The organism is Paracoccus sp. NBH48, assembly GCF_015390265.1.
GTDB lineage: Bacteria > Pseudomonadota > Alphaproteobacteria > Rhodobacterales > Rhodobacteraceae > Paracoccus > Paracoccus marcusii.
This window is the reverse complement of the sequence record NZ_VUOJ01000001.1, coordinates 366,899-385,933: the sequence shown is the minus strand read 5'-3', so window position 1 is coordinate 385,933 and position 19,035 is coordinate 366,899. Positions and strand designations below refer to the sequence as shown.

General features: G+C 65.8%; 14 protein-coding genes, 1 tRNA gene and 3 pseudogenes. 8 read left to right on the top strand and 10 right to left on the bottom strand.

The window, feature by feature from the left end; translation table 11 throughout:
- Positions 1–151: 151 nt before the first annotated feature.
- A protein-coding gene (locus F1642_RS01845; protein ID WP_139599857.1) for an IS3 family transposase occupies positions 152–1,239 on the top strand; the annotation gives its coding sequence in 2 pieces (ribosomal slippage) (positions 152–401 and positions 401–1,239; 1,089 coding nt in all).
- 134 nt (positions 1,240–1,373) lie between these two features.
- On the opposite strand, the gene F1642_RS01840 is transcribed toward F1642_RS01845, so the two are convergent.
- From F1642_RS01840 to phaC, 5 genes are all read right to left on the bottom strand, one after another.
- On the bottom strand, positions 1,374–2,171 hold the full coding sequence (locus tag F1642_RS01840; RefSeq protein WP_194885315.1) for a DUF3883 domain-containing protein: 798 nt from the start codon (positions 2,169–2,171) through the stop codon (positions 1,374–1,376).
- Between the two features lie 349 nt (positions 2,172–2,520).
- Positions 2,521–2,610, bottom strand: a tRNA-Ser gene (locus F1642_RS01835).
- A gap of 42 nt (positions 2,611–2,652) precedes the next feature.
- On the bottom strand, positions 2,653–3,231 hold the full coding sequence (phaR, locus tag F1642_RS01830; protein ID WP_045981194.1) for a polyhydroxyalkanoate synthesis repressor PhaR: 579 nt from the start codon (positions 3,229–3,231) through the stop codon (positions 2,653–2,655).
- Positions 3,232–3,369: 138 nt separating this feature from the next.
- Positions 3,370–3,825: a hypothetical protein gene (locus F1642_RS01825; RefSeq protein WP_045981193.1), complete on the bottom strand. Its 456-nt coding sequence runs from the start codon at positions 3,823–3,825 to the stop codon at positions 3,370–3,372.
- Between the two features lie 176 nt (positions 3,826–4,001).
- Entirely contained in the window at positions 4,002–5,864 is a 1,863-nt protein-coding gene (phaC, locus tag F1642_RS01820; protein ID WP_370582742.1) for a class I poly(R)-hydroxyalkanoic acid synthase, read from the bottom strand.
- Positions 5,865–6,115: 251 nt separating this feature from the next.
- Between phaC and phaZ the strand changes: the two genes are divergently transcribed.
- The gene (gene phaZ / locus F1642_RS01815) at positions 6,116–7,462 is read left to right on the top strand and encodes a polyhydroxyalkanoate depolymerase (protein ID WP_127898190.1); all 1,347 of its coding nucleotides are present in this window, start codon (positions 6,116–6,118) and stop codon (positions 7,460–7,462) included.
- An 89-nt stretch (positions 7,463–7,551) separates the two neighbouring features.
- A complete protein-coding gene (locus F1642_RS01810) occupies positions 7,552–8,025 on the top strand; it encodes a pyridoxamine 5'-phosphate oxidase family protein (protein WP_045999481.1) in 474 nt (157 codons plus the stop codon).
- Here F1642_RS01810 and F1642_RS01805 read toward each other — a convergent pair.
- Together F1642_RS01805 and F1642_RS01800 are read right to left on the bottom strand one after the other, a co-directional pair.
- The gene (locus tag F1642_RS01805; protein ID WP_194885313.1) at positions 8,007–8,756 is read right to left on the bottom strand and encodes a carboxylesterase; all 750 of its coding nucleotides are present in this window, start codon (positions 8,754–8,756) and stop codon (positions 8,007–8,009) included. The genes F1642_RS01810 and F1642_RS01805 overlap by 19 nt on opposite strands.
- On the bottom strand, positions 8,753–10,042 hold the full coding sequence (locus tag F1642_RS01800) for an MFS transporter (RefSeq protein WP_255522040.1): 1,290 nt from the start codon (positions 10,040–10,042) through the stop codon (positions 8,753–8,755). The genes F1642_RS01805 and F1642_RS01800 overlap by 4 nt, the downstream gene beginning before the upstream one ends.
- Positions 10,043–10,158: 116 nt before the next feature.
- Between F1642_RS01800 and thrS the strand changes: the two genes are divergently transcribed.
- The 5 genes and pseudogenes from thrS (at position 10,159) to F1642_RS01775 (ending at position 15,942) form a co-directional block, all read left to right on the top strand.
- Positions 10,159–12,105: a threonine--tRNA ligase gene (gene thrS, locus F1642_RS01795; RefSeq protein ID WP_194885312.1), complete on the top strand. Its 1,947-nt coding sequence runs from the start codon at positions 10,159–10,161 to the stop codon at positions 12,103–12,105.
- A gap of 191 nt (positions 12,106–12,296) precedes the next feature.
- On the top strand, positions 12,297–12,503 hold the full coding sequence (locus F1642_RS01790) for a cold-shock protein (RefSeq protein ID WP_042244736.1): 207 nt from the start codon (positions 12,297–12,299) through the stop codon (positions 12,501–12,503).
- Between the two features lie 74 nt (positions 12,504–12,577).
- A pseudogene (locus F1642_RS01785) lies at positions 12,578–14,040 on the top strand (AMP-binding protein).
- The gene (locus F1642_RS01780; protein ID WP_194885311.1) at positions 14,037–14,660 is read left to right on the top strand and encodes a DsbA family oxidoreductase; all 624 of its coding nucleotides are present in this window, start codon (positions 14,037–14,039) and stop codon (positions 14,658–14,660) included. The pseudogene F1642_RS01785 and the gene F1642_RS01780 overlap by 4 nt, the downstream one beginning before the upstream one ends.
- A 61-nt stretch (positions 14,661–14,721) precedes the next feature.
- Complete coding sequence (locus tag F1642_RS01775) at positions 14,722–15,942, top strand: multidrug effflux MFS transporter (protein ID WP_255522039.1); 1,221 nt, start codon at positions 14,722–14,724, stop codon at positions 15,940–15,942.
- 95 nt (positions 15,943–16,037) lie between these two features.
- Here the strand turns inward: F1642_RS01775 and F1642_RS01770 are convergent.
- From F1642_RS01770 to F1642_RS01760, 3 genes and pseudogenes are all read right to left on the bottom strand, one after another.
- Positions 16,038–16,812: pseudogene (locus F1642_RS01770) on the bottom strand (ATP-binding cassette domain-containing protein).
- A complete protein-coding gene (locus tag F1642_RS01765) occupies positions 16,809–17,864 on the bottom strand; it encodes an ABC transporter permease (RefSeq protein ID WP_045999488.1) in 1,056 nt (351 codons plus the stop codon). The pseudogene F1642_RS01770 and the gene F1642_RS01765 overlap by 4 nt, the downstream one beginning before the upstream one ends.
- Before the next feature lie 73 nt (positions 17,865–17,937).
- A pseudogene (locus F1642_RS01760) lies at positions 17,938–18,949 on the bottom strand (sugar ABC transporter substrate-binding protein).
- Positions 18,950–19,035 lie beyond the last annotated feature (86 nt).

Here is a 19,035-nt window from a genome sequence, read left to right as displayed (position 1 = left end):
GAGCTTTACCCGGCTGTCACCCGCGCCGCCGATTTCGGCGCGGCGTCTGCCGTCTTGTCTTCATCCCAAGGGCACAAAAATGGTAATCCTCCCCATCGTTAAGGGGGTTTATTCGTAGAATTTTCTCGTAGCGTGAGCTGAGGAGATTCGAATGAGAAAGACCCGATTTACCGAGCCGCAGATCATGGCTGTGCTGCGCCAGGCCGAAGGCGGTGTTGCGGTGCCGGAGCTGTGCCGAGAGCATGGGATCAGCAGCGCGAGCTTTTACAAATGGCGGGCGAAGTATGGCGGTATGGATGCGTCCATGATGAGCCAGATGAAGGCGCTGGAGGATGAAAACCGGCGGCTGAAGCGCATGTTCGCGGACCTGAGCATGCAGGCCGACCTGCTCAAGGAAGCTTTGGGAAAAAAGTGACGCGGCCAGCTCAACGCCGCGAGTTGGCCGCGAGGGCGGTGGCAACGAAGGGGGTCAGCATTGCGCTGGCCTGCCGCACATTTGGGGTCAGCGAGACGTGCTTTCGTTACAGCCCGAAGCGCTGTGCCGAGAACGAGACCATCGCGGATCTTCTTGAGGGCCTGACCAAGGCGCACAGAACCTGGGGCTTCGGCCTATGCTTCCTGTATCTGCGCAATGTCCGTGGCCATGCCTGGAACCACAAGCGCGTTCGCCGGATCTACTGCGAACTGGAACTGAACCTGCGGATCAAGCCAAGGCGGCGCATCAAGCGGCACAAGCCGGACGTGCTCTCGGTTCCAGACGCGCCGAACCTCGTGTGGTCCATGGACTTCATGGCCGACCGTCTGGCCGATGGTCGCCAATTCCGGCTGCTGAACGTGCTCGACGACTTCAACCGCGAGGGTCTGGGCATTGAGGTCGACTTTTCGCTTCCGGCCGAGCGCGTGGTTCGGGCGCTGAACCAGATCATCGAGTGGCGCGGCAAGCCCATGGCCATCAGGGTCGACAACGGCCCGGAATACATCAGCGCAACCTTGGCAATCTGGGCCGCAAAGCAGGGCATTGTCCTGACCCACATCCAGCCCGGCAAACCGCAGCAGAACGCTTACGTCGAGCGCTACAACCGCACCGTCCGCCATGAATGGCTCGACCTCTACATTTTTGAAACCATCGCGGAGGCACAGAGTATCGCAACCGACTGGCTCTGGACTTACAACAACGAGCGACCCAACATGGGCATCGGCGGCATAACACCCGCACAGAAACTGAAAATGGCTGCGTGAGTTCTACGACCAAACCCCGTTAAAACGGGGAGGATTACCCTGTGACAGAACTGGAAAGAGCAATGCATGCTGCCAATTTCGATGGTGAAATGCCTGCCCTTGATGCCGGAGAGCTTGATCTCTGGATACACGCTCTACAGCGAAATGATGTTTGGTGGCAGCTCAAACGCTTTCGGCTCGCGCGCGAAGTTCCAGAGCCGGAACAGGGACCATTCCGAACGCCGCTCCTCGGCTACGTCCAGCTCGTTGCGGCTGATGTGGAAAGGGGTGCGTTCCCAGCCATTCGTCGTCTTCACCTCGATCAGGCGCGGACGGCCATCCGGCGCGAAGCTGGCGATATCGTAGCCGGCACCATCGCCATCCTCCTCTGACACCCACCGGACCTTGCGCGCAAGATCATCGCGGCCCGCTGATTTCAGGGCTGCACGTTCATGCGCCAGGACGCGCTCCTCACCGGCCCGGCCGAGGGCGCGGTTTCGTTCGTCTCTCGCCGCGACATCGAATTTGCGGGCGATATGCAGCATCTGCTCCAGTTCCTGTGGCGGCGGCTGGTTCGACAACGTGGGCGGCGGCCCGATCCAGATCGGCCGCGCCTCCGCGAGGCCAGTCGGCGCTCCTGCACCCGAATGGCGGCCGAGCCAAGCCGGGTTCAGCGCCAGCCAACGCGTCACGGCATCCACCAGCGTCATCTGGAAATTGAAGGCGGGCTTGTAGCCCGGGATCCAGTCCTCACCCAGCCCCTTCATCACGGCGCTGATGTTCTGGTGCTTGAACTCGACCGATCCCTCGGACCGATCATTCAACAACGGTAGAAGCCCGCGCCGGTGCTCGGCCTTGTTGTAGGGGCGGCCAGAGACGTCGTTGGCCAGCATCGCGAAGTAATCCGCAACGATCAGGTCGTTCTCTTGATCTGTCCAAGGCTCGTTCGACATTGCGCCAGGCTAGGGGCCGAAACTGCGTTTGTCATCAGAGACTTCGCGCAAAACTCCCAAGACATACCAACTACAACGCCGCCCGTGTCGCGTTGCCATCTGCTTTGAGACAAGCCGGGACCAGTGAAACAAGGGCGCAGCGCGACCTCATCAGATTACTGAAATATATGGTGATTTATTACCCGTCTCGCCGAGAGCGAGGGGCGGGTGGAAAGAGACGGTGGGCGTTCGGAGACCGATCTCGCGCGGTTGGGCCGTCTCCGAAGGACGGATGGCTCCTACAAACCCCTTTGGCACATAAAGAAAAAGGCCCCGCGAGGGACCTGTTTTCGGGTTTGCAATGTGCAAGTGGCGGAGCGAGAGGGATTCGAACCCTCGAGACGGTCTCCCGCCTACACACTTTCCAGGCGTGCGCCTTCGACCACTCGGCCACCGCTCCGTGAAGCGGGTCTAGCCCGACGCACGGCGCGGTGCAAGGGGATCACAGCTTGGAAACGCGCTTTTGCAGTTCGGCAAGCTGGCGACGGATCTCGGCCATGTCGCGCTCGTCCTCGGGGGTTGCGGGGCCGGCGGGGGGCGTAGGCGTGCCATCCTCGCGTTCGGGGCCCGAGGCGCCACCGCGCCAGCCGCCCATCATCGCCTTGAGAAACATTTGCTGCTGGCGCTGCAGCGCGTCGAATCCCGGCATCGTGGCCATGGGATTGGGCATCGCCGCCATGTTCTCCATCAGCTTGGACTGTCCCTCGCGCAGCATCTCGAAGCTGGCGGCAAGGAACTGCGGGACGACCGATTGCGCGTTCGTCGTATAGCTGCGCACCAGGTCGGTCAGCACGTCCAGCGGCAGGACACTCTCGCCCCGGCTTTCATGTTCGGCGATGATCTGCAGCAGATATTGGCGGGTCAGATCGTCGCCCGATTTCAGGTCGATGATCTTGACCTCGCGGCCATCGCGGATGAAGCCCGCGATATCCTCCAGCGTGACATAGTCGCTGGTCTGCGTGTTGTAGAGGCGGCGGCTGGCATAACGCTTGATCAGCAGCGGCGCAGTCGATGCGGCCATCCTGGGTTCCTTGAATTCATCCTGGCCGCCATGATGAATTCTGCACCCGCAAAACGCAAAGGAAAAAGCCCCGGCGCGCAAATGCGAACAGGGGCGACCGAAGTCGCCCCTGCCCGGTCGTTTCCGATGATCAGGCGATCACTTGTCGGCGGTCGCCGTGGCGGCCTTCTTGACGGCGGTCTGGGTGTCACGGGCGGCCTTTTCGGCCACCTTCTGCGCATCCGACGCCATGTCCTTGCCGGCGGTCAGCATCAGGTCGACGGTGTCCATTTGGACCTTCTTGGCGACTTCGGCATAGGCAGCCATGTGCTCGGCGGCCATTTCGGCTGCGGCCGAGGCGAAATCGCTCATGGCCTTGGCGTATTCGGACGGGTCCTGCTTGACGGCAGCCAGCTCGCCCATGCGCGAGATCGAGTCCTTGGCCCAGCGGGCCGAGATCTCGGTCGAACGCTCGGCGGCGCTCAGCGCGACGCGGGCCAGCTTCTCGCCCATCATCGACTGCGACTTCATCGCGTCCTGCATCGAGCTGGTGTCGATGGGAAAGTTCGCCATCATGTCCTGCATCGTCTTGGTCATATCGGGGGTCTTTGCCATGTCGTTCACTCCTGTGATGCAGCGACCGAGAGACAGAGGGAACGGGTCGCTGCGATCCATTCCATGCCACCAATATGAATGCTGCACCGCAGCATTTCAAGTATTTTTTCTGCGGCGCGGCGAAAATCCGGCGGGCCGGCGCAAGCCCTTGGAAAGTCCTGTGCGCCAGCCCCGCTTCAGCCTGCGCGCTCGTGGACATAGCGGCCAGGGGCGGGATCAAGACCCGCTCCGGGGTCGCGGGCGGGCACCATCGGACCAGCCCGCTCGGCCAGCCATGCACCCCAGGTCGGCCACCAGCTGGACTGCTGGAACGCGGCCGCGTCCTTCCAGTCCTGATGCGTGCCGCCAAAGCCGTGATCGCTGAGGTAGTGGCCGTATTTCTGCCGCGTGGGCGGGTTCACGATGCCCGCCACATGCCCCGATTGCGACAGGATGAAGGTCTTGTCCTTTGATCCCATCTGCGCCACCCCGCGCCAGCAATCCTTCCAGGGTGCGATGTGGTCACCCTCGCAGGCGACCGAACACAGGGGCACCGTGACGTCGGACAGGTGCAGGCGGTGGCCCAGCAGTTCGAACCCCTCCTCGGCAAAGGCGTTCTTCTGGCACAGGCCGCGCAGGTACTGTATCGCCATGCGTCCAGGAAGGTTGGTGCTGTCGCCGTTCCAGAACAGCAGATCGAAGGCCGGCGGCGTCTCTCCCATCATGTAGCTGCGGATGGCAGGGCCCCAGACCAGGTCGTTGGCGCGCAGGAAGCTCATGGTGCGCGACATCAGCTGCGCCCGCAGCAGGCCGTGGCGCTGGACCTCGGCCTCGATGCCGCCGACGAAATCGTCCTGCAGGAAGCTGGTGAATTCGCCCTGGTCGGAAAAGTCCGTCAGCGTGGTCAGCAGCGTGGCCGAGTTCACGCGGCGATCGCCCTTCTGCTTCAGCAGCGCCAGCGTCAGCGACAGCGTGGTGCCCGCGATGCAATAGCCGACCGCGTTCAGCCGCGCCTGTCCCGTCAGGGCCTGCACCTGGTCCATCGCGTCCAGATAGGCCTGGACGTACTCCTCCATGCCGGTGTCGGACAGGCTGGCATCGGGGTTCTTCCAACTGACGACGAACAGCGTCTGACCCTGATCCACCAGCCAGCGGATCAGACTGTTCTGGGGCTTCAGGTCCAGAATGTAGAACTTGTTGATCCAGGGCGGAAAGATCACCAAGGGCAGCGCATGCGCCTTGGGCGTCGTGGGCGCGTACTGGATCAGCTCGAACAGCGGCGCGCGATAGACGACGGTGCCGGGCGCGGTGCCGATGTTCTCTCCGACCGTGAAGGCGCGGCGATCGGCCAGGGACACGATCATCTCTCCGCCATGCTGCTCGACATCGCGGACCAGGTTCTCCAGCCCCTTGACCAGGCTCTCGCCCTCGGTCTCGACGGCCTTCTCCAGCGCGTCGGGATTGGTCGCAAGAAAGTTGGTGGGCGCCATCATGTCGATGATCTGCGCGGTCATCCAGTGGACACGCTTGCGGGTCACATCGTCGGGCAGGTCCAGCGTCGCCGTCGCATCCTTCAGCGCGCGCGCATTGGTCAGGTACTGCTTCTTGATCAGGTTGAAATAGGGATGGGTCTGCCACAGCGGGTTGGCAAAGCGGCGATCGGCGGGGCTGTCATCCTCGGGGGCCGTCAGCTGCCCGGTGGCCAGCGCCTTCTGCGCGCGGGCATAGTTCGACAGGGTCTGACCCCAGAAGGTGACCTGCGTCTCGATCATCTTGGCGGGATGTTCCGCCAGCGTCTTCAGGAACGCGTTCGCGGCGGTCAGGTACAGCTCGGCACCCGGCCCCTCGACGCCGGGGTTGGGCAGGTTGCGATCGGCCAGCGCGGCCATCAGGCGGTGACCCAGGGTCTCGATCCGCTCGATATTCTCGGCCAGCTTGTGGGCGGCGGGGGCGGGCTTGGGCGCCGCGACCTTAGCTTCGGCCTCGGGCGACGTGCCCTGGACCTGGGGCGTCTCGACCTTGGGTTCGGCGGCCTCCACCTTGGCCTGGGGCGTCTTCACCTCGACCTCCGGGGTCTTGGCCTGGGGCTTGGGCTTCGCGCGCGCCTTTGCGGTTGTTGCCGGTTTCGCACGTGATTTGGCAACATTTTTACCCGTCTTGTCCGGCTGTCTTGCCATGATCCGTAATCCCCCCTACTTATACGGTCATGATATGCGCAGGGCAGGCAAGGCGTAAACCCGGCTTCTGACCCCGTTCCCGCCGCCCCGTCGCGCGCAGATCATGTGCCGCGGCGCAGCAATTGTGGGGTTACATGTCGGTCAAAGGTCTTCGCGGCATCGTGTCCTATGACGCGATGGAAACGATTCGGAACACGAACGAATGGATGGGCGCGACCGCCCGCGCGATCGGGGCCTATCCCGCCTTCGCGCTGGTCCCGCATCCCGCGTTCCGGATGCTGGGGGCCTGGGGCCGTGTCACCGAACGCAGCTTCGCACGCATGGTGATCAAGCCCGACTGGGAGATCCCCCCCATCGCCGGAGAGGACGGGCAGGACCATGTCGTGTATGTCGAGCCGGTCCTGCGCCGGGCGTTCGGCGACCTGATCCATTTCCGCGTCGCCCGTCGCGACCCCCTGCCCCGCAAGGTCCTGCTGGTCGCGCCGATGTCGGGTCACTACGCGACCCTGATGCGCTCGACCGTGCTGTCGCTTCTGAACGACTGCGAACTGTACGTGACCGACTGGCACAATGCCCGCGACATTCCGGTCAGCGAGGGCAAGTTCGACGTCGAGGATTATACCCGCTACCTGGTCGACTTCATTCGTCACCTGGGCCCCGACGTGAATGTCATTGCGGTGTGTCAGCCGGCGCCCCTGGCCCTGGTCGCGACCGCCATCCTGGCGGAGGAGGAGCCGGCTGCGCAGCCGCGCACCCTGACCCTGATCGGCGGCCCCGTCGACCCCGACGCCGCCGCGACCGAGGTCACCGATTTCGGCAACCGCATCACCATGGGTGAGCTGGAGCACCTAGCGATCCAGTCCGTAGGCTTCAAGTATCGCGGTGCCGGGCGCATGGTCTATCCTGGGCTGGCGCAGCTGTCGTCGTTCATCACCATGAACATGCAGACCCATACCCGCGCCTTCATCGAACAGATCTATGCCGAGGCGCGCGGCACCGCCAGCGAAGGCGACAAGCACAACAAGTTCTATGACGAATACCTGGCAGTCATGGACATGACGGCCGAATTCTACCTGTCGACCGTCGAACGCATCTTCAAGAACCTCGAGATCGCGCAGAACCGCTTCACCGTCGACGGCCGTCCCGTCGATATCGGAAAGATCACCGACGTCGCCGTGATGACGGTCGAGGGGGCGAATGACGACATCTCGGCGCCGGGCCAATGCGTCGCGGCGCTGGACCTGTGCACCGGTGTGCCCGACGCCAGGAAGGTTCAGCATCTGGAACCGGGCGCCGGCCATTACGGCATCTTTGCAGGCAAGTCATGGCGCCTGAACATACGCCCGCTGGTTCTTGACTTCATTGACGAAAACGCAGCCCTGCCGGATAGCGTCAAGCCGCGTCGCAAGCGTCGGGCCGGCGGCGCGGCCGCCGATTGCGGCGTCAACGATCCGGTCCATTCGGACAACGTCGCGGTCTGACGTCGGTCCCGCGGGATGGGGGAACCCGGTCCCGCGGATCGTTGTTTATCCCGCGATCGCCGCCTGATGCGGCACGAAAGGATCGCAGGATGACCGACCACAATCACCAGTTCTGGAGCCGTCTGGACGACATCAACAGCGGCATGCTGGGTGTGACCCAAGATTCGCGGCTTGTTCCGATGTCGCATTATACCGACCGCAAGGTCGGCGTGCTGTGGTTCATCACCGCCAAGGACACCGACCTGGCCCGCAGCGTGGCATCGGGTCCGCAGGATGCGATGCATGTGGTCAGCGATGGCGGCCAGGGCCTTTACGCCCGCATCCACGGCACCCTGTCCCTGTCCGACAACCGCGCCAAGCTGGACGAGCTTTGGAATGCAGTCGCCTCCAGCTGGTTCGAGGATGGCAAGCAGGACCCCGACGTCCAACTGCTGCGTCTGGACCTGACCGAGGCGGAAGTCTGGGCCACGGGCGGCAGCATGGCGTTCCTGTATCAGATCGCCAAATCCAAGATCACCGGCGACAAGCCCGACATGGGCGACCACTATTCCCTGACGTTCTGAACGACCTCCTTGATCGTCGCGACGATCAGGTCCAGACAGTCGGGCGAAGAGAACCGGTGATCGGCCCCCTTGACGAGGGTCAGCCGCAGATCCTCGCCCGACGCGTGTTCCAGCAGGTCCATCGCCCAGGACACCGGCACATCCCCATCCGCTGTCCCCTGCAGCATCCGCGCCGGAAAAGGCAGCGACAGCGGCTGGTTTAGGACCAGTTGGTTGCGGCCATCCTCTATCAACCGGCGCGTCAGGACCAGCGGCTCTCCGTACTCGCTTGGCAAGGCAACGCGGCCGTCGCGCATCAGCGACTCGCGTTGGCCGGGTGAAAACCCGGCCCAGAACCCGCGTTCGGTGAAATCCGGGGCCGCGGCAATCGTGACAAGCCCGGCAACGCGGTCCGGGATCGTTCGTGCCATCAGCAGGCTGATCCACCCGCCCATCGACGATCCGACCAGAACCTGCGGGCCCTGTGTCAGCGCCTCGATCGCTGCACGGGCATCGGCGGCCCAATCCCCGATGCAGCCCTCCTCGAACGCGCCGTCGCTGGCGCCGTGCCCGGAATAGTCAAACCGCAAAAAGGCACGCCCCTGCGCCGCCGCCCAGTCCCGCAGATGGACTGCCTTCGACCCCTGCATGTTGGACCGGAACCCGCCCAGGAACACGATGCCGGGGCCCTGCCCCTCCAGGCGGTCGTAGGCGATGCGCCGTCCCGTATCCGTCGTCAGATAATCCGTCATTCGCTCACCTCGTCCAATCCCCATGCGACCCAGGCCCCCAGGGCCGACGCCGCGGCGAAGGCGGCCACCGCCCATTGCGCGCCCAGCACCGCCAGCCCCGCAGAGGCGGCGCCGGCCACCAGCAGGACGACACCGACCACCAGGTTCGACACCGCGGTATAGGCGGCGCGCTGATCATCGGGCGCCATGTCGACCAGATAGGTCGTCCGCCCCTGCCGCACGCCGTGATAGGCGATCATCAGGCCGAACAGAACCACCGCGATCGCGCCCGTCACCTGTGCCAGCCCCATGGCCGCCAGAACCAGGGCCGCACCCAGGGCGATTGCCCCCGCGACGCCCGACCAGATCAGCACCCGGCGGGCCGACCGGTCCGACATCCGCCCCCAGACCCAGGACGACAGCAGGGATGCCAGCGCCGATGCCAGCACCAGAAGGCCCAGCTGACGGTCTCCCTGCCCCGCCGCGGCCAGTACCAGCAGATAGGGCGGCGCCAAGGCCGATCCCACCAGCAGCGACCGCGCGACGATGAACCGGGCCAGCTGTCCATCCTCGCGCACCAAGCGCAGCTGGCCGATGGATTGCGACAGGCTCAGCACCTCTTCGCGCGGCTGCGCCTCCTCGTTCAAGGTCGCAAAGATCGCGCCGCCCAGAATCCAGGCGATGCCCGCCAGCGCCACCGCGCCGATGACCAGCACCGCCCGGTCCAGCGGCTGCCACAGCAGCAGGCCGGCAAAGACGATGACCCCCGCGGCGCCCACGCTGCTGGCGAAACCCGTGGCCGCGCCGCGCCGCGACTTGCCCACGGTCTTGCCCAAGACATCCTTGTAGCTGGCCGAACAGACCGACCGCGCCAGGGCCAGCACCGCCAGGGCTGCGATGATGGCCCCGCCCGCGGCCGGCCCCTCCATCGTCAGGGCGATGCCCGCGATGGCCAGCGCCGCCAGACCCTGCACGACGCTGCCCACGGCCCAGGCCCATTTGCGTCGCGGCAATGCGCCGATGGCCCCTGCGGTGAACAGTTGCGGCAGCAGCGACCCAGCCTCTCGGACGGGCACCAGCAGGCCGATCACGCCCGCCCCCGCACCCAAATGGGTCAGCAGCCAGGACAGAACCAGTTTCGCGTCGACCAGCCCGTCGGCCAGTTTCGACGCCGCCAGAGACAGGATGTGGCGCAGGAAGTTGCGCGGCTCGACCCGGCTCTGGGCGTCGGACAGGCCGCCGTCACTGTCGGGGTCCTCGACCAGACGCTCGAACAGTTGCTCCTCGAAATCGCTGTGGTGGCTCATGCTGGCTTCCCGTGTGTTGCCGTAATCTTGACTAATCGCGCGGGCACGTCCATGCCTGCCCGACCATAACCCGCAACCGGGCGTTCCGTGGGCGCCAAACCGACGAGGAGGACAACATGTCCCAGATCACCCTCACCTTTCCCGATGGCAATGCGCGCGACTATCCCGCCGGCGTGAACGCCGCCGAGGTCGCCGAGAGCATCGCGCCCAGCCTTGCCAAGCGCGCCATTTCCGCCAGCCTGGACGGCAGCCACATCGACTTGGCCTGGCCGATCACCGCCAGCGGCCAGATCGCCATCCATTCGATGAAGGACGAGGCGCAGGCGCTGGAGCTGATCCGCCACGATTTCGCCCATGTGATGGCCCGTGCGGTCCAGGCGATCTGGCCCGACGTCAAGGTTACCATCGGCCCGGTCCGCGACCACGGCTGGTTCTATGATTTCGACCGGGCCGAACCCTTCACTCCCGACGACCTGGGCGCGATCGAGGCCAAGATGAAGGAGATCATCAACGCCCGCGAACCCGTCCGCACCGAGATCTGGGACCGCGACCGCGCGATTGCCCATTACAAGGCGGCGAATGAGCCCTTCAAGCTGGAGCTGATCGACCGCATCCCAGAAGGTCAGGACCTACGCATGTACTGGCACGGCGACTGGCAGGACCTGTGCCGCGGTCCGCACCTGCAGAATACCGGCCAGCTGCCCGCCGATGCCTTCAAGCTGACCCATATCGCCGGGGCCTATTGGTTGGGCGACGCGACGCGACCCATGCTGCAGCGCATCTATGGCGTGGCGTTCCGCAACCGCGACGACCTCAAGGCGCACATGACGATGCTGGAGGAGGCCGCCAAGCGCGACCACCGCAAGCTGGGCCGCGAGATGGACCTGTACCACATGCAGGAGGAGGCGCCGGGCCAAGTGTTCTGGCATCCGAACGGCTGGAACATCTATACCACGCTGCAGGACTACATGCGCCGCAAGCAGCGCGCCGACGGTTATGTCGAGGTCAACACGCCCCAGGTCGTCAGCCGGAAATTGTGGGAAGAATCAGGGCACTGGGAGAACTATCAAGAAAACATGTTCATCGTCGAGGTCGACGAGGAGCATGCCAAGACCAAGACGATCAACGCCCTGAAGCCGATGAACTGCCCGTGCCACGTTCAGATCTTCAACCACGGCCTGAAATCCTATCGCGACCTGCCGCTGCGCATGGCCGAGTTCGGGTCCTGCAACCGCTATGAACCCTCGGGCGCGCTGCACGGCATCATGCGCGTGCGCGGCTTCACCCAGGACGACGCCCACATCTTCTGCACCGAAGACCAGATCGAGGCCGAGACCAAGAAGTTCATCGACTTCCTGGCCGGGATCTATGCCGACCTGGGCTTCGAGGGCTGGCGCATCAAGCTGTCCACCCGCCCCGAAAAGCGCATCGGCTCGGAGGAGAGCTGGGACCGCGCCGAGGCGGCCCTGGGCAATGCCTGCAAGGCCGCGGGACATGACTATACCGTGTTCCCCGGTGAGGGCGCGTTCTACGGGCCGAAGCTGGAATTCGTCCTGACCGACGCCATCGGTCGCGACTGGCAATGCGGCACGCTGCAGGTGGACCCCAACCTGCCGGAACGTCTGGATGCGGAATATGTCGGTGCCGACGGGCACAAGCACCGGCCCATCATGCTGCACCGCGCGGTTCTGGGCAGCTTCGAGCGTTTCATCGGGATCCTGATCGAGAACAGCGCAGGCAAGCTGCCCTTCTGGCTGGCGCCGCGCCAGGTCGTGGTTGCCTCGATCGTGTCGGATGCGGACGCCTATGTGCACGAGGTTGTGGCCGCCCTACGCGCCCGCGGCATCCGCGCCGAGGCCGACATCCGCAACGAAAAGATCAACTACAAGGTCCGCGAACATTCGGTCGGCCGCGTTCCCGCGATCCTGGCCATCGGCATGAAGGAGGTCGAGGACCGCACCGTCTCGCTGCGCCGCCTGGACGCGCAGGGCAGTCGCACCGTGACCTTGGACCAGGTCGTGGCCGATCTGGCGGCCGAAGCCACGCCCCCGGACCTGCGTTGAACCCCGCCTGCGTCAAACGCGGCACCACGGGGCCGCGTTTGACTCTTGCGTTTTGCAACGATTCGGGCATCCTCTCAGTCGCGTGAGCGAAGACTTTCTACCGCCTCCCTCTTGGGCAGCCGGAAGACCGAAAGCGGGCTGCACGGCCTGGCGCAATCCTGCGTCGGGATGACTTGAAGGAGAATACGGTTATGGCGACCGGAACGGTAAAATGGTTCAACTCGACCAAGGGCTTTGGCTTCATCGCGCCCGATGACGGCGGCAAGGACGTGTTCGTGCACATCTCGGCCGTGGAACGTGCCGGGCTGACGGGCCTTCAGGACAACCAGAAGATCGCATTCGAGCTGCAGTCCGGCCGTGACGGCCGCGCCTCGGCCAGCGATCTGAAACTGCTCTGATCCGCCATCGCGCGTGATCCGGACGGCCCGTTCGCGCGGGCCGTTTTTTATTGGGCGACAGGCAGGACGCAGGAATGAACCTGGCCGAACATGTGCTGCGGGCGGGGCAGGCTGTCCCGAACCACCAGGCCCTGGTCGTCATGGGCGCGGACGACGCGCAGGTCTGGACCCATGGCGATCTGCGCCGCGCGGTGCTGGGCACGGCCACGGGCCTGACGCGCGCGGGCCTGCGCCCGGGCGACCGGCTGCTGATGCGGCTGGCGAACCGCCCGGCCTTTCCCATCGCCTATCTGGGGGCCATCGCTGCGGGGGTGATCCCGGTGCCGACCTCGGCCCAGCTGACCGGGGCCGAGATCACCCGCATCGCTGCCCGCATCGCACCCGCGATGATCGTGGCCGGCGCGGGCGTGCCCCTGCCCGACCATCCCGCCCCCGTCCTGACCGAGGGCGACCTTGACGGCATTGCCACGCTTCCCCCGGCCGATTTCGCCCAAGGGTCCGCGGATCGCCTGGCCTATATCGTCTTCACGTCGGGCAGTTCGGGCCAGCCCCGGGCCGTCATGCACGCGCATCGCGCGATCCTGGCGCGGCAGGCGATGATGGCGGGCTGGTACGGGCTGCGCGTCGACGATCGCCTGCTGCATGCCGGGGCGTTCAACTGGACATTTACCCTTGGCACCGGGCTGCTGGATCCGTGGACCCTGGGGCGACGGCATTGATTCCCGCCGACGGCACCCCGATCGAACGCATCCCCCTGCTGGCCGCGCGTCATGGCGCGACGATCCTGGCCGGGGCGCCCGGTGTCTTTCGCCGGATGCTGCGCGCGGACTGGCCCCCGATTGCCACCCTCCGCCACGCCCTGGCCGCCGGAGAGCGGTTGGACCCCAGCCTGCGCACCGCCTGGACCGCCCGCACCGGCACCGACCTGCACGAGGCGATGGGCGCCTCCGAAATCTCGACCTTCCTTTCGGGCAGCCCGTCCCGGCCCGCGCCCCACGGCACGGCGGGCTTTCCGCAGCCCGGCCGTCATGTCGCGGTCCTGGGCGACGATGGCCCCCTGCCGCCGGGACAGCCGGGCGCGCTGGCGGTCCGGCGCGACGATCCGGGGCTGTTCCTGGGCTATCTGGACGATCCTGACGCGACGCGCGCCTGCTTTCGCGGTGACTGGTTCGTGACCGGCGACATGGCGCAGGCCGATGATCGCGGCGCGATCACGCTGCTGGGGCGGGCCGACGACATCATGAATGCCGGCGGCTTTCGCGTCGCCCCGCCCGAGATCGAGGATCATCTGGCCACCCATCCCCATGCGGGTGACGTGGCGGTGGCGGAACTGCCCACCGCGCCCGGGGTCAGCATCATCGCGGCCTTCTGGACCGGTGCCGCGACGCCTGACCAGATGCAGGCTCTGGCCGAGGCCGGCCTTGCCCGCTACAAGCAGCCACGCGCGTGGATCCCGCTGGACGCGCTGCCGCGCACGCCCACCGGCAAGATCAACCGCCGCGCCCTGCGCGAGGCGCATCGAAAGGACCGACCATGACCCGCCTAGACATCTTCGCCGATCCCGTCTGCCCCTGGTGCCTGATCGGCAAGGTCGAACTGGATCGCGCCCTGGAAAGCCGCCCCGATCATCCCTTCGCGATCACCTGGCACCCGTTCCGCCTGAACCCCGCCATGCCGCCCGAAGGGATGGACCGCGTGGCCTATCTGCGGGCCAAGCTGGGCGATCAGGTCGATGCCGCCACGCGCGCTCTGGCGGAACGCGCCGCGGCCCTCGGCCTGACGCTGAACCCCTCGCCGCGCGAACCCGACACGACCGATGCGCATCGCCTGATGCACTGGGCCGGGCTGGAAGGTGCACAAAGCCGGGTGATGTCCGGCCTGCTGCGGGCGCATTGGCAGGATGCCCAGGACATCGGCGACGCGTCCGTCCTGTCGGCGATCGCCGGGGCGGCCGGCATGGACCCTGCCCTGACCGCGCGCCTGCTGCCCAGCGACGCCGACCGCGACGAGGTCGCCCGTCGCGAATCGCACGCCCGACAGCGCGGGATCTCGTCGGTCCCGACCTTCATCGTTGCGGATGCCCATGCGGTCAGCGGCGCCCAGCCCGCTGAATTGTGGCAGAGCGTCATCGACGAGATCATGGCAGCATCCCGTTAGGGTCAACTTGCAGACTCTGCAAGATGGGCCTATCTGAGGGTCTGACCCAACCGGTGACCCCATGACAGACGTTTCCCACCCCGGGCTTGCGCAGCAGCAACGCCTGCCCCTGCCCGAATTCATCGCGATGCTGGCATTCCTGTTCGCCACCATCGCCTTTTCCATCGACGCGATGCTGCCTGCATTGCCTGACATCGCGGCGGACCTGACGCCCGACAACGTGAACCGCGCCCAGCTGATCCTGACCACCTTCGTGGCCGGGATGGGGCTTGGCACGCTGTTCGCGGGCCCGCTGTCCGACGCGCTTGGCCGCAAGCGCACGATCACCATCGGCTTTGGAATCTACATCGCCGCGACCATCGCCGCGATCTATGCCGATTCGCTGGAGCTGCTGCTGGTCGCCCGCTTCGTGCAGGGCCTCGGCGCCGCCGGTCCGCGCATCGTGGGTCTGGCCCTGGTCCGCGACCTCTACGAAGGGCGCGAGATGGCCCGGATCAGCAGCTTCGTCATGATGATCTTCATCATGATCCCGGCCGTGGCGCCGACGCTTGGTGCGGGGATCATCGCGATCTCGGACTGGCACGGGGTGTTCCTGGCCTTCATCGCCTTCGCTTTGATCGGCGCGTTGTGGCTGAACATCCGCCAGGCAGAGACGCTGCCCCCCGCCGCGCGCCGTCCGCTGCGCATCGGCACCCTGTATTCCGCTGCGCGCGAGGTCCTGTCCGACCGCCAGGTGATGCTGGCGACGCTGATCCTGACGCTCGGCTTCGGGCAGATGTTCGGCCTGCTGTCCTCGGCCCAGCAGCTTTTCGGCGAAACCTACGGCAAGGGAGAGAACTTCCACCTGTGGTTCGCCGCCATGGCGCTGCTGTCGGGGTCGGGAACGGTCCTTAACGCAACCTTCGTGATGCGCTTCGGCATGCGGCGGATCGCGAAATGGGCCTATGTGATGCAGACCATCGTGTCGGGACTGGCGCTGACGCTGATCCTGTCCGGCGTGCTGCCGCAGGGATTGGAATTCCCGGTCTTCTTCTTCTGGGCGGTCAGCGTGTTCTTCATGGCCGGGGTGACCTTCGGCAACCTGAACGCGCTGGCGCTGCAGCGCATGGGCCATATTGCGGGCATGGCCGCATCCATCGTCGCGGCGATCTCGACGCTGGCGGCGGTGCTGATCGCGGCCCCGGTGGGACTGCTCTACAACGGCACCGCGATCCCGGCGATCACGGCGACGCTGATCTGCTCGGGCCTGGCCTGGGCGCTGATGCGGCGTCTGAACGACTGAAGACGGGCGGGGCCTTGCGGTCCCGCCCGTTCGTCATGGAACCGGCCACGGGGGGTCCGGGGGGCTGGCCCCCCGGCCGCCGCGGGACGCAAGGCTCATGCGGCAACCCCTTCGGGTGCACGCGCGCCGGTCATGTAGGCCACGGCATCCGACATCGAATGTTGCTTGGGGTCGATCACGCACAGCCGCTTGCCCAGGCGATGGATGTGGACGCGGTCCGCCACCTCGAACACGTGCGGCATGTTGTGGCTGATCAGCACGATCGGGATGCCCCGCGACCGCACGTCCTGGATCAGGTCCAGCACCCGGCGGCTTTCCTTGACGCCCAGGGCGGCGGTCGGCTCGTCCAGAATGATCACCCGGCTGCCGAAGGCCGCCGCCCGCGCCACGGCGACGCCCTGGCGCTGACCGCCGGACAGGGTCTCGACGGGCTGGGCGATGTTCTGGATCGTCATCAGGCCCAGTTCGGACAGCTTGGCGCGGGCGAAATCGTCCATCGCCTGCTTGTCCAGCATCCCGAACCACTGGCCCATGATGCCCTTCTTGCGGATCTCGCGCCCCATGAACATGTTATCCGAGATCGACAGCGCGGGCGACAGGGCCAGCGTCTGATAGACCGTCTCGATCCCCATCTTGCGGGCATCCAGCGGGCTGTCAAAGCTGACCACCTGGCCGTTCAGCCGGATCTCGCCCTCGTCGGGCTTGACCGCGCCCGAGATGGCCTTGATCAGGCTGGACTTGCCGGCGCCGTTGTCGCCGATCACGGCCAGGATCTCGCCGGGATACAAATCGAAGTCGGCATGATCCATGGCAGTCCACGCGGCCATAGCGCTTGACCAGGTTGCGGGCGGTAAGCAGCGGCTCGGTCATGACGACACCTTTCTGATCCATTGGTCGATGGCGACGGCGAAGATGATCAGCCAGCCGGTCGCAAACAGCTGCCACAGCACGTCCACACCCGCCAGCCGCAGGCCCGAGTTGAACACGCCCACGATCAGCGCCCCGATCAGCGGCCCCACGATCGACCCGCGCCCCCCGAACAGCGAGATGCCCCCGATGACCACGGCCGTGATCGATTCCAGGTTCGCCTCGAAGAACGACGTTGGGCTGATCGACCCCACGCGACCGATGGACGACCATGCCGCCAGGCCACAGATCAGGCCCGCCACGACATAGACCGACAGCAGCACGCGCTTGGTCTGGATGCCGGCCAGCGCGGCCGATTCCGGGTCGTCGCCGACCGCATAGACCCGCCGCCCCCAGGCGGTATAGTACAGCGCATAGAACAGCACCGCGAACACGACCAGCATCAGCACCACGCCATAGGTCAGCACGGCGCCGCCCAGGTTGAACCGGGTGCCGAAGAACTTCAGCAGCGGCGCGTCCATGTCCAGGGTCTGGCTGCGGATCGTCTCTCGACCCGACAGGTAGTAGTTCAGTGCCAGGAACACGTTCCAGGTCCCAAGCGTGGTGATGAAGGGCGGCAGCTTCAGCCGCGTGACCAGGAAACCGTTCAGCGCGCCGGTTCCCGCCCCGCAGGCCAGACCGACCAGGATGGCGATCGGGACCGGGATGCCGAAGTTGACCGCCAGCTGCCCCATCACGACCGAGATCAGCACCATGACCGCGCCGACCGACAGGTCGATGCCCGCGGTCAGGATGACCAGCGACTGCGCCGCCGCCAACGTGCCCACGACGGCCACCTGCTGCAGGATCAGCGACAGGTTGAACGCCGAGAAGAAGTTGGGAGAGATCAGCCCGAAGGCGATCAGCGACAGGACCAGCACGATGACCGGAACCATGGTGGGATACTGGTGCAGGAAATGCTGCACCCGGTCCAGCGTGCTGCGGTGACGATGGTCGAACTGCGCGACCTTCTCACCGGCAACGCGCTCGACCACGGGATCGGGGGTGTCGGACATCGGGGACCTCGTGGCGTGTCACGGAAGGCGACGGCGGCCAACCCGCCGTCGCGACGTCATGCGGCGGGGGGCATCAGCCCCAGCACTGCTCCAGGCCTTCGGCCACGCTGATCGACGGCACGCCCTCGACCGGCTTGTCCGTGACCAGGTTCACGCCGGTGTTGGTGAAATCCAACCCCTCGCTGGTTTCCGGCTTGGTGCCGTCGGCGGCAAAGGCCGCGATGGCCTCGATGCCCATCGACGCCATCAGCAGCGGATACTGCTGGGCGGTGGCGCCGATCACGCCCGCCTCGACGTTCTGGACACCGGGGCAGCCGCCGTCGATCGACACGATCAGGGCGTTCTCTTCCATGCCAAAGGACTTCAGCGCCTCATAGGCACCGGCCGCGGCCGGTTCGTTGATCGTGTAGACCAGGTCGATCGCCGGATCGCGCTGCATCAGCGCCTCCATGGCCTGCTGGCCGCCTTCCTCGTTGCCCGAGGTGACCTCGTGGCCGACGATGCGGGCGTCGTCCTCGTCACCGATGACGTTCTCGTCCTTCACGTCAATGCCAAAGCCTGCCATGAAGCCCTGATCGCGCAGCACGTCCACCGACGGCGCGCTGGCCGACAGGTCCAGCATGGCGATCTTGGCATCCGCCGCAGCATCGCCCATCTGGCCCGCGGCCCAGGCGCCGATCAGGCGGCCCGCCTCGCGGTTGTCGGTGGCAAAGGTCGCGTCGGCCGCATCGATCGGGTCCAGCGGCGTGTCCAGCGCGATGACCAGGATCCCCGCCTCGCGGGCCTGGCCCAGCGATTCGGTGATGGCTTTTGGTGTCGGACGCGGTGATCAGGATGCCCTTGACGCCCGCCGCGATGCAGCTTTCGACGGCCTGCTGCTGGGTCTCGTGGTCGCCGTCGATCTTGCCGGCAAAGGTCATCAGCTCGATGCCCAGCTCCGCGGCCTTGGCGGTGGCGCCTTCCTTCATCTTCACGAAGAACGGGTTGATGTCCGTCTTGGTGATCAGGCAGGCCTTGGTGGCCTCTTGCGCTTGGGCAAAGCCTGCCGACAGGGCAAGCGCGGACACCGCGACGGATGCGCGGATAACGGTTTTGATGGTCACTTGACTAACTCCTCCAGCACGACGGTTCCTCGGCCGTCTTGATGTTACAAAAGCACCAGAAGATTGCG

Coding starts and splice junctions, on each gene's coding strand:
- F1642_RS01840 (WP_194885315.1), bottom strand. CDS start 2,171: ATGTCGAACGAGCCTTGGACAGATCAAGAGAACGACCTGATCGTTGCG.
- phaR (WP_045981194.1), bottom strand. CDS start 3,231: ATGGCCGCATCGACTGCGCCGCTGCTGATCAAGCGTTATGCCAGCCGC.
- F1642_RS01825 (WP_045981193.1), bottom strand. CDS start 3,825: ATGGCAAAGACCCCCGATATGACCAAGACGATGCAGGACATGATGGCG.
- phaZ (WP_127898190.1), top strand. CDS start 6,116: ATGTCGGTCAAAGGTCTTCGCGGCATCGTGTCCTATGACGCGATGGAA.
- F1642_RS01810 (WP_045999481.1), top strand. CDS start 7,552: ATGACCGACCACAATCACCAGTTCTGGAGCCGTCTGGACGACATCAAC.
- F1642_RS01805 (WP_194885313.1), bottom strand. CDS start 8,756: ATGACGGATTATCTGACGACGGATACGGGACGGCGCATCGCCTACGAC.
- F1642_RS01800 (WP_255522040.1), bottom strand. CDS start 10,042: ATGAGCCACCACAGCGATTTCGAGGAGCAACTGTTCGAGCGTCTGGTC.
- thrS (WP_194885312.1), top strand. CDS start 10,159: ATGTCCCAGATCACCCTCACCTTTCCCGATGGCAATGCGCGCGACTAT.
- F1642_RS01790 (WP_042244736.1), top strand. CDS start 12,297: ATGGCGACCGGAACGGTAAAATGGTTCAACTCGACCAAGGGCTTTGGC.
- F1642_RS01780 (WP_194885311.1), top strand. CDS start 14,037: ATGACCCGCCTAGACATCTTCGCCGATCCCGTCTGCCCCTGGTGCCTG.
- F1642_RS01775 (WP_255522039.1), top strand. CDS start 14,722: ATGACAGACGTTTCCCACCCCGGGCTTGCGCAGCAGCAACGCCTGCCC.
- F1642_RS01765 (WP_045999488.1), bottom strand. CDS start 17,864: ATGTCCGACACCCCCGATCCCGTGGTCGAGCGCGTTGCCGGTGAGAAG.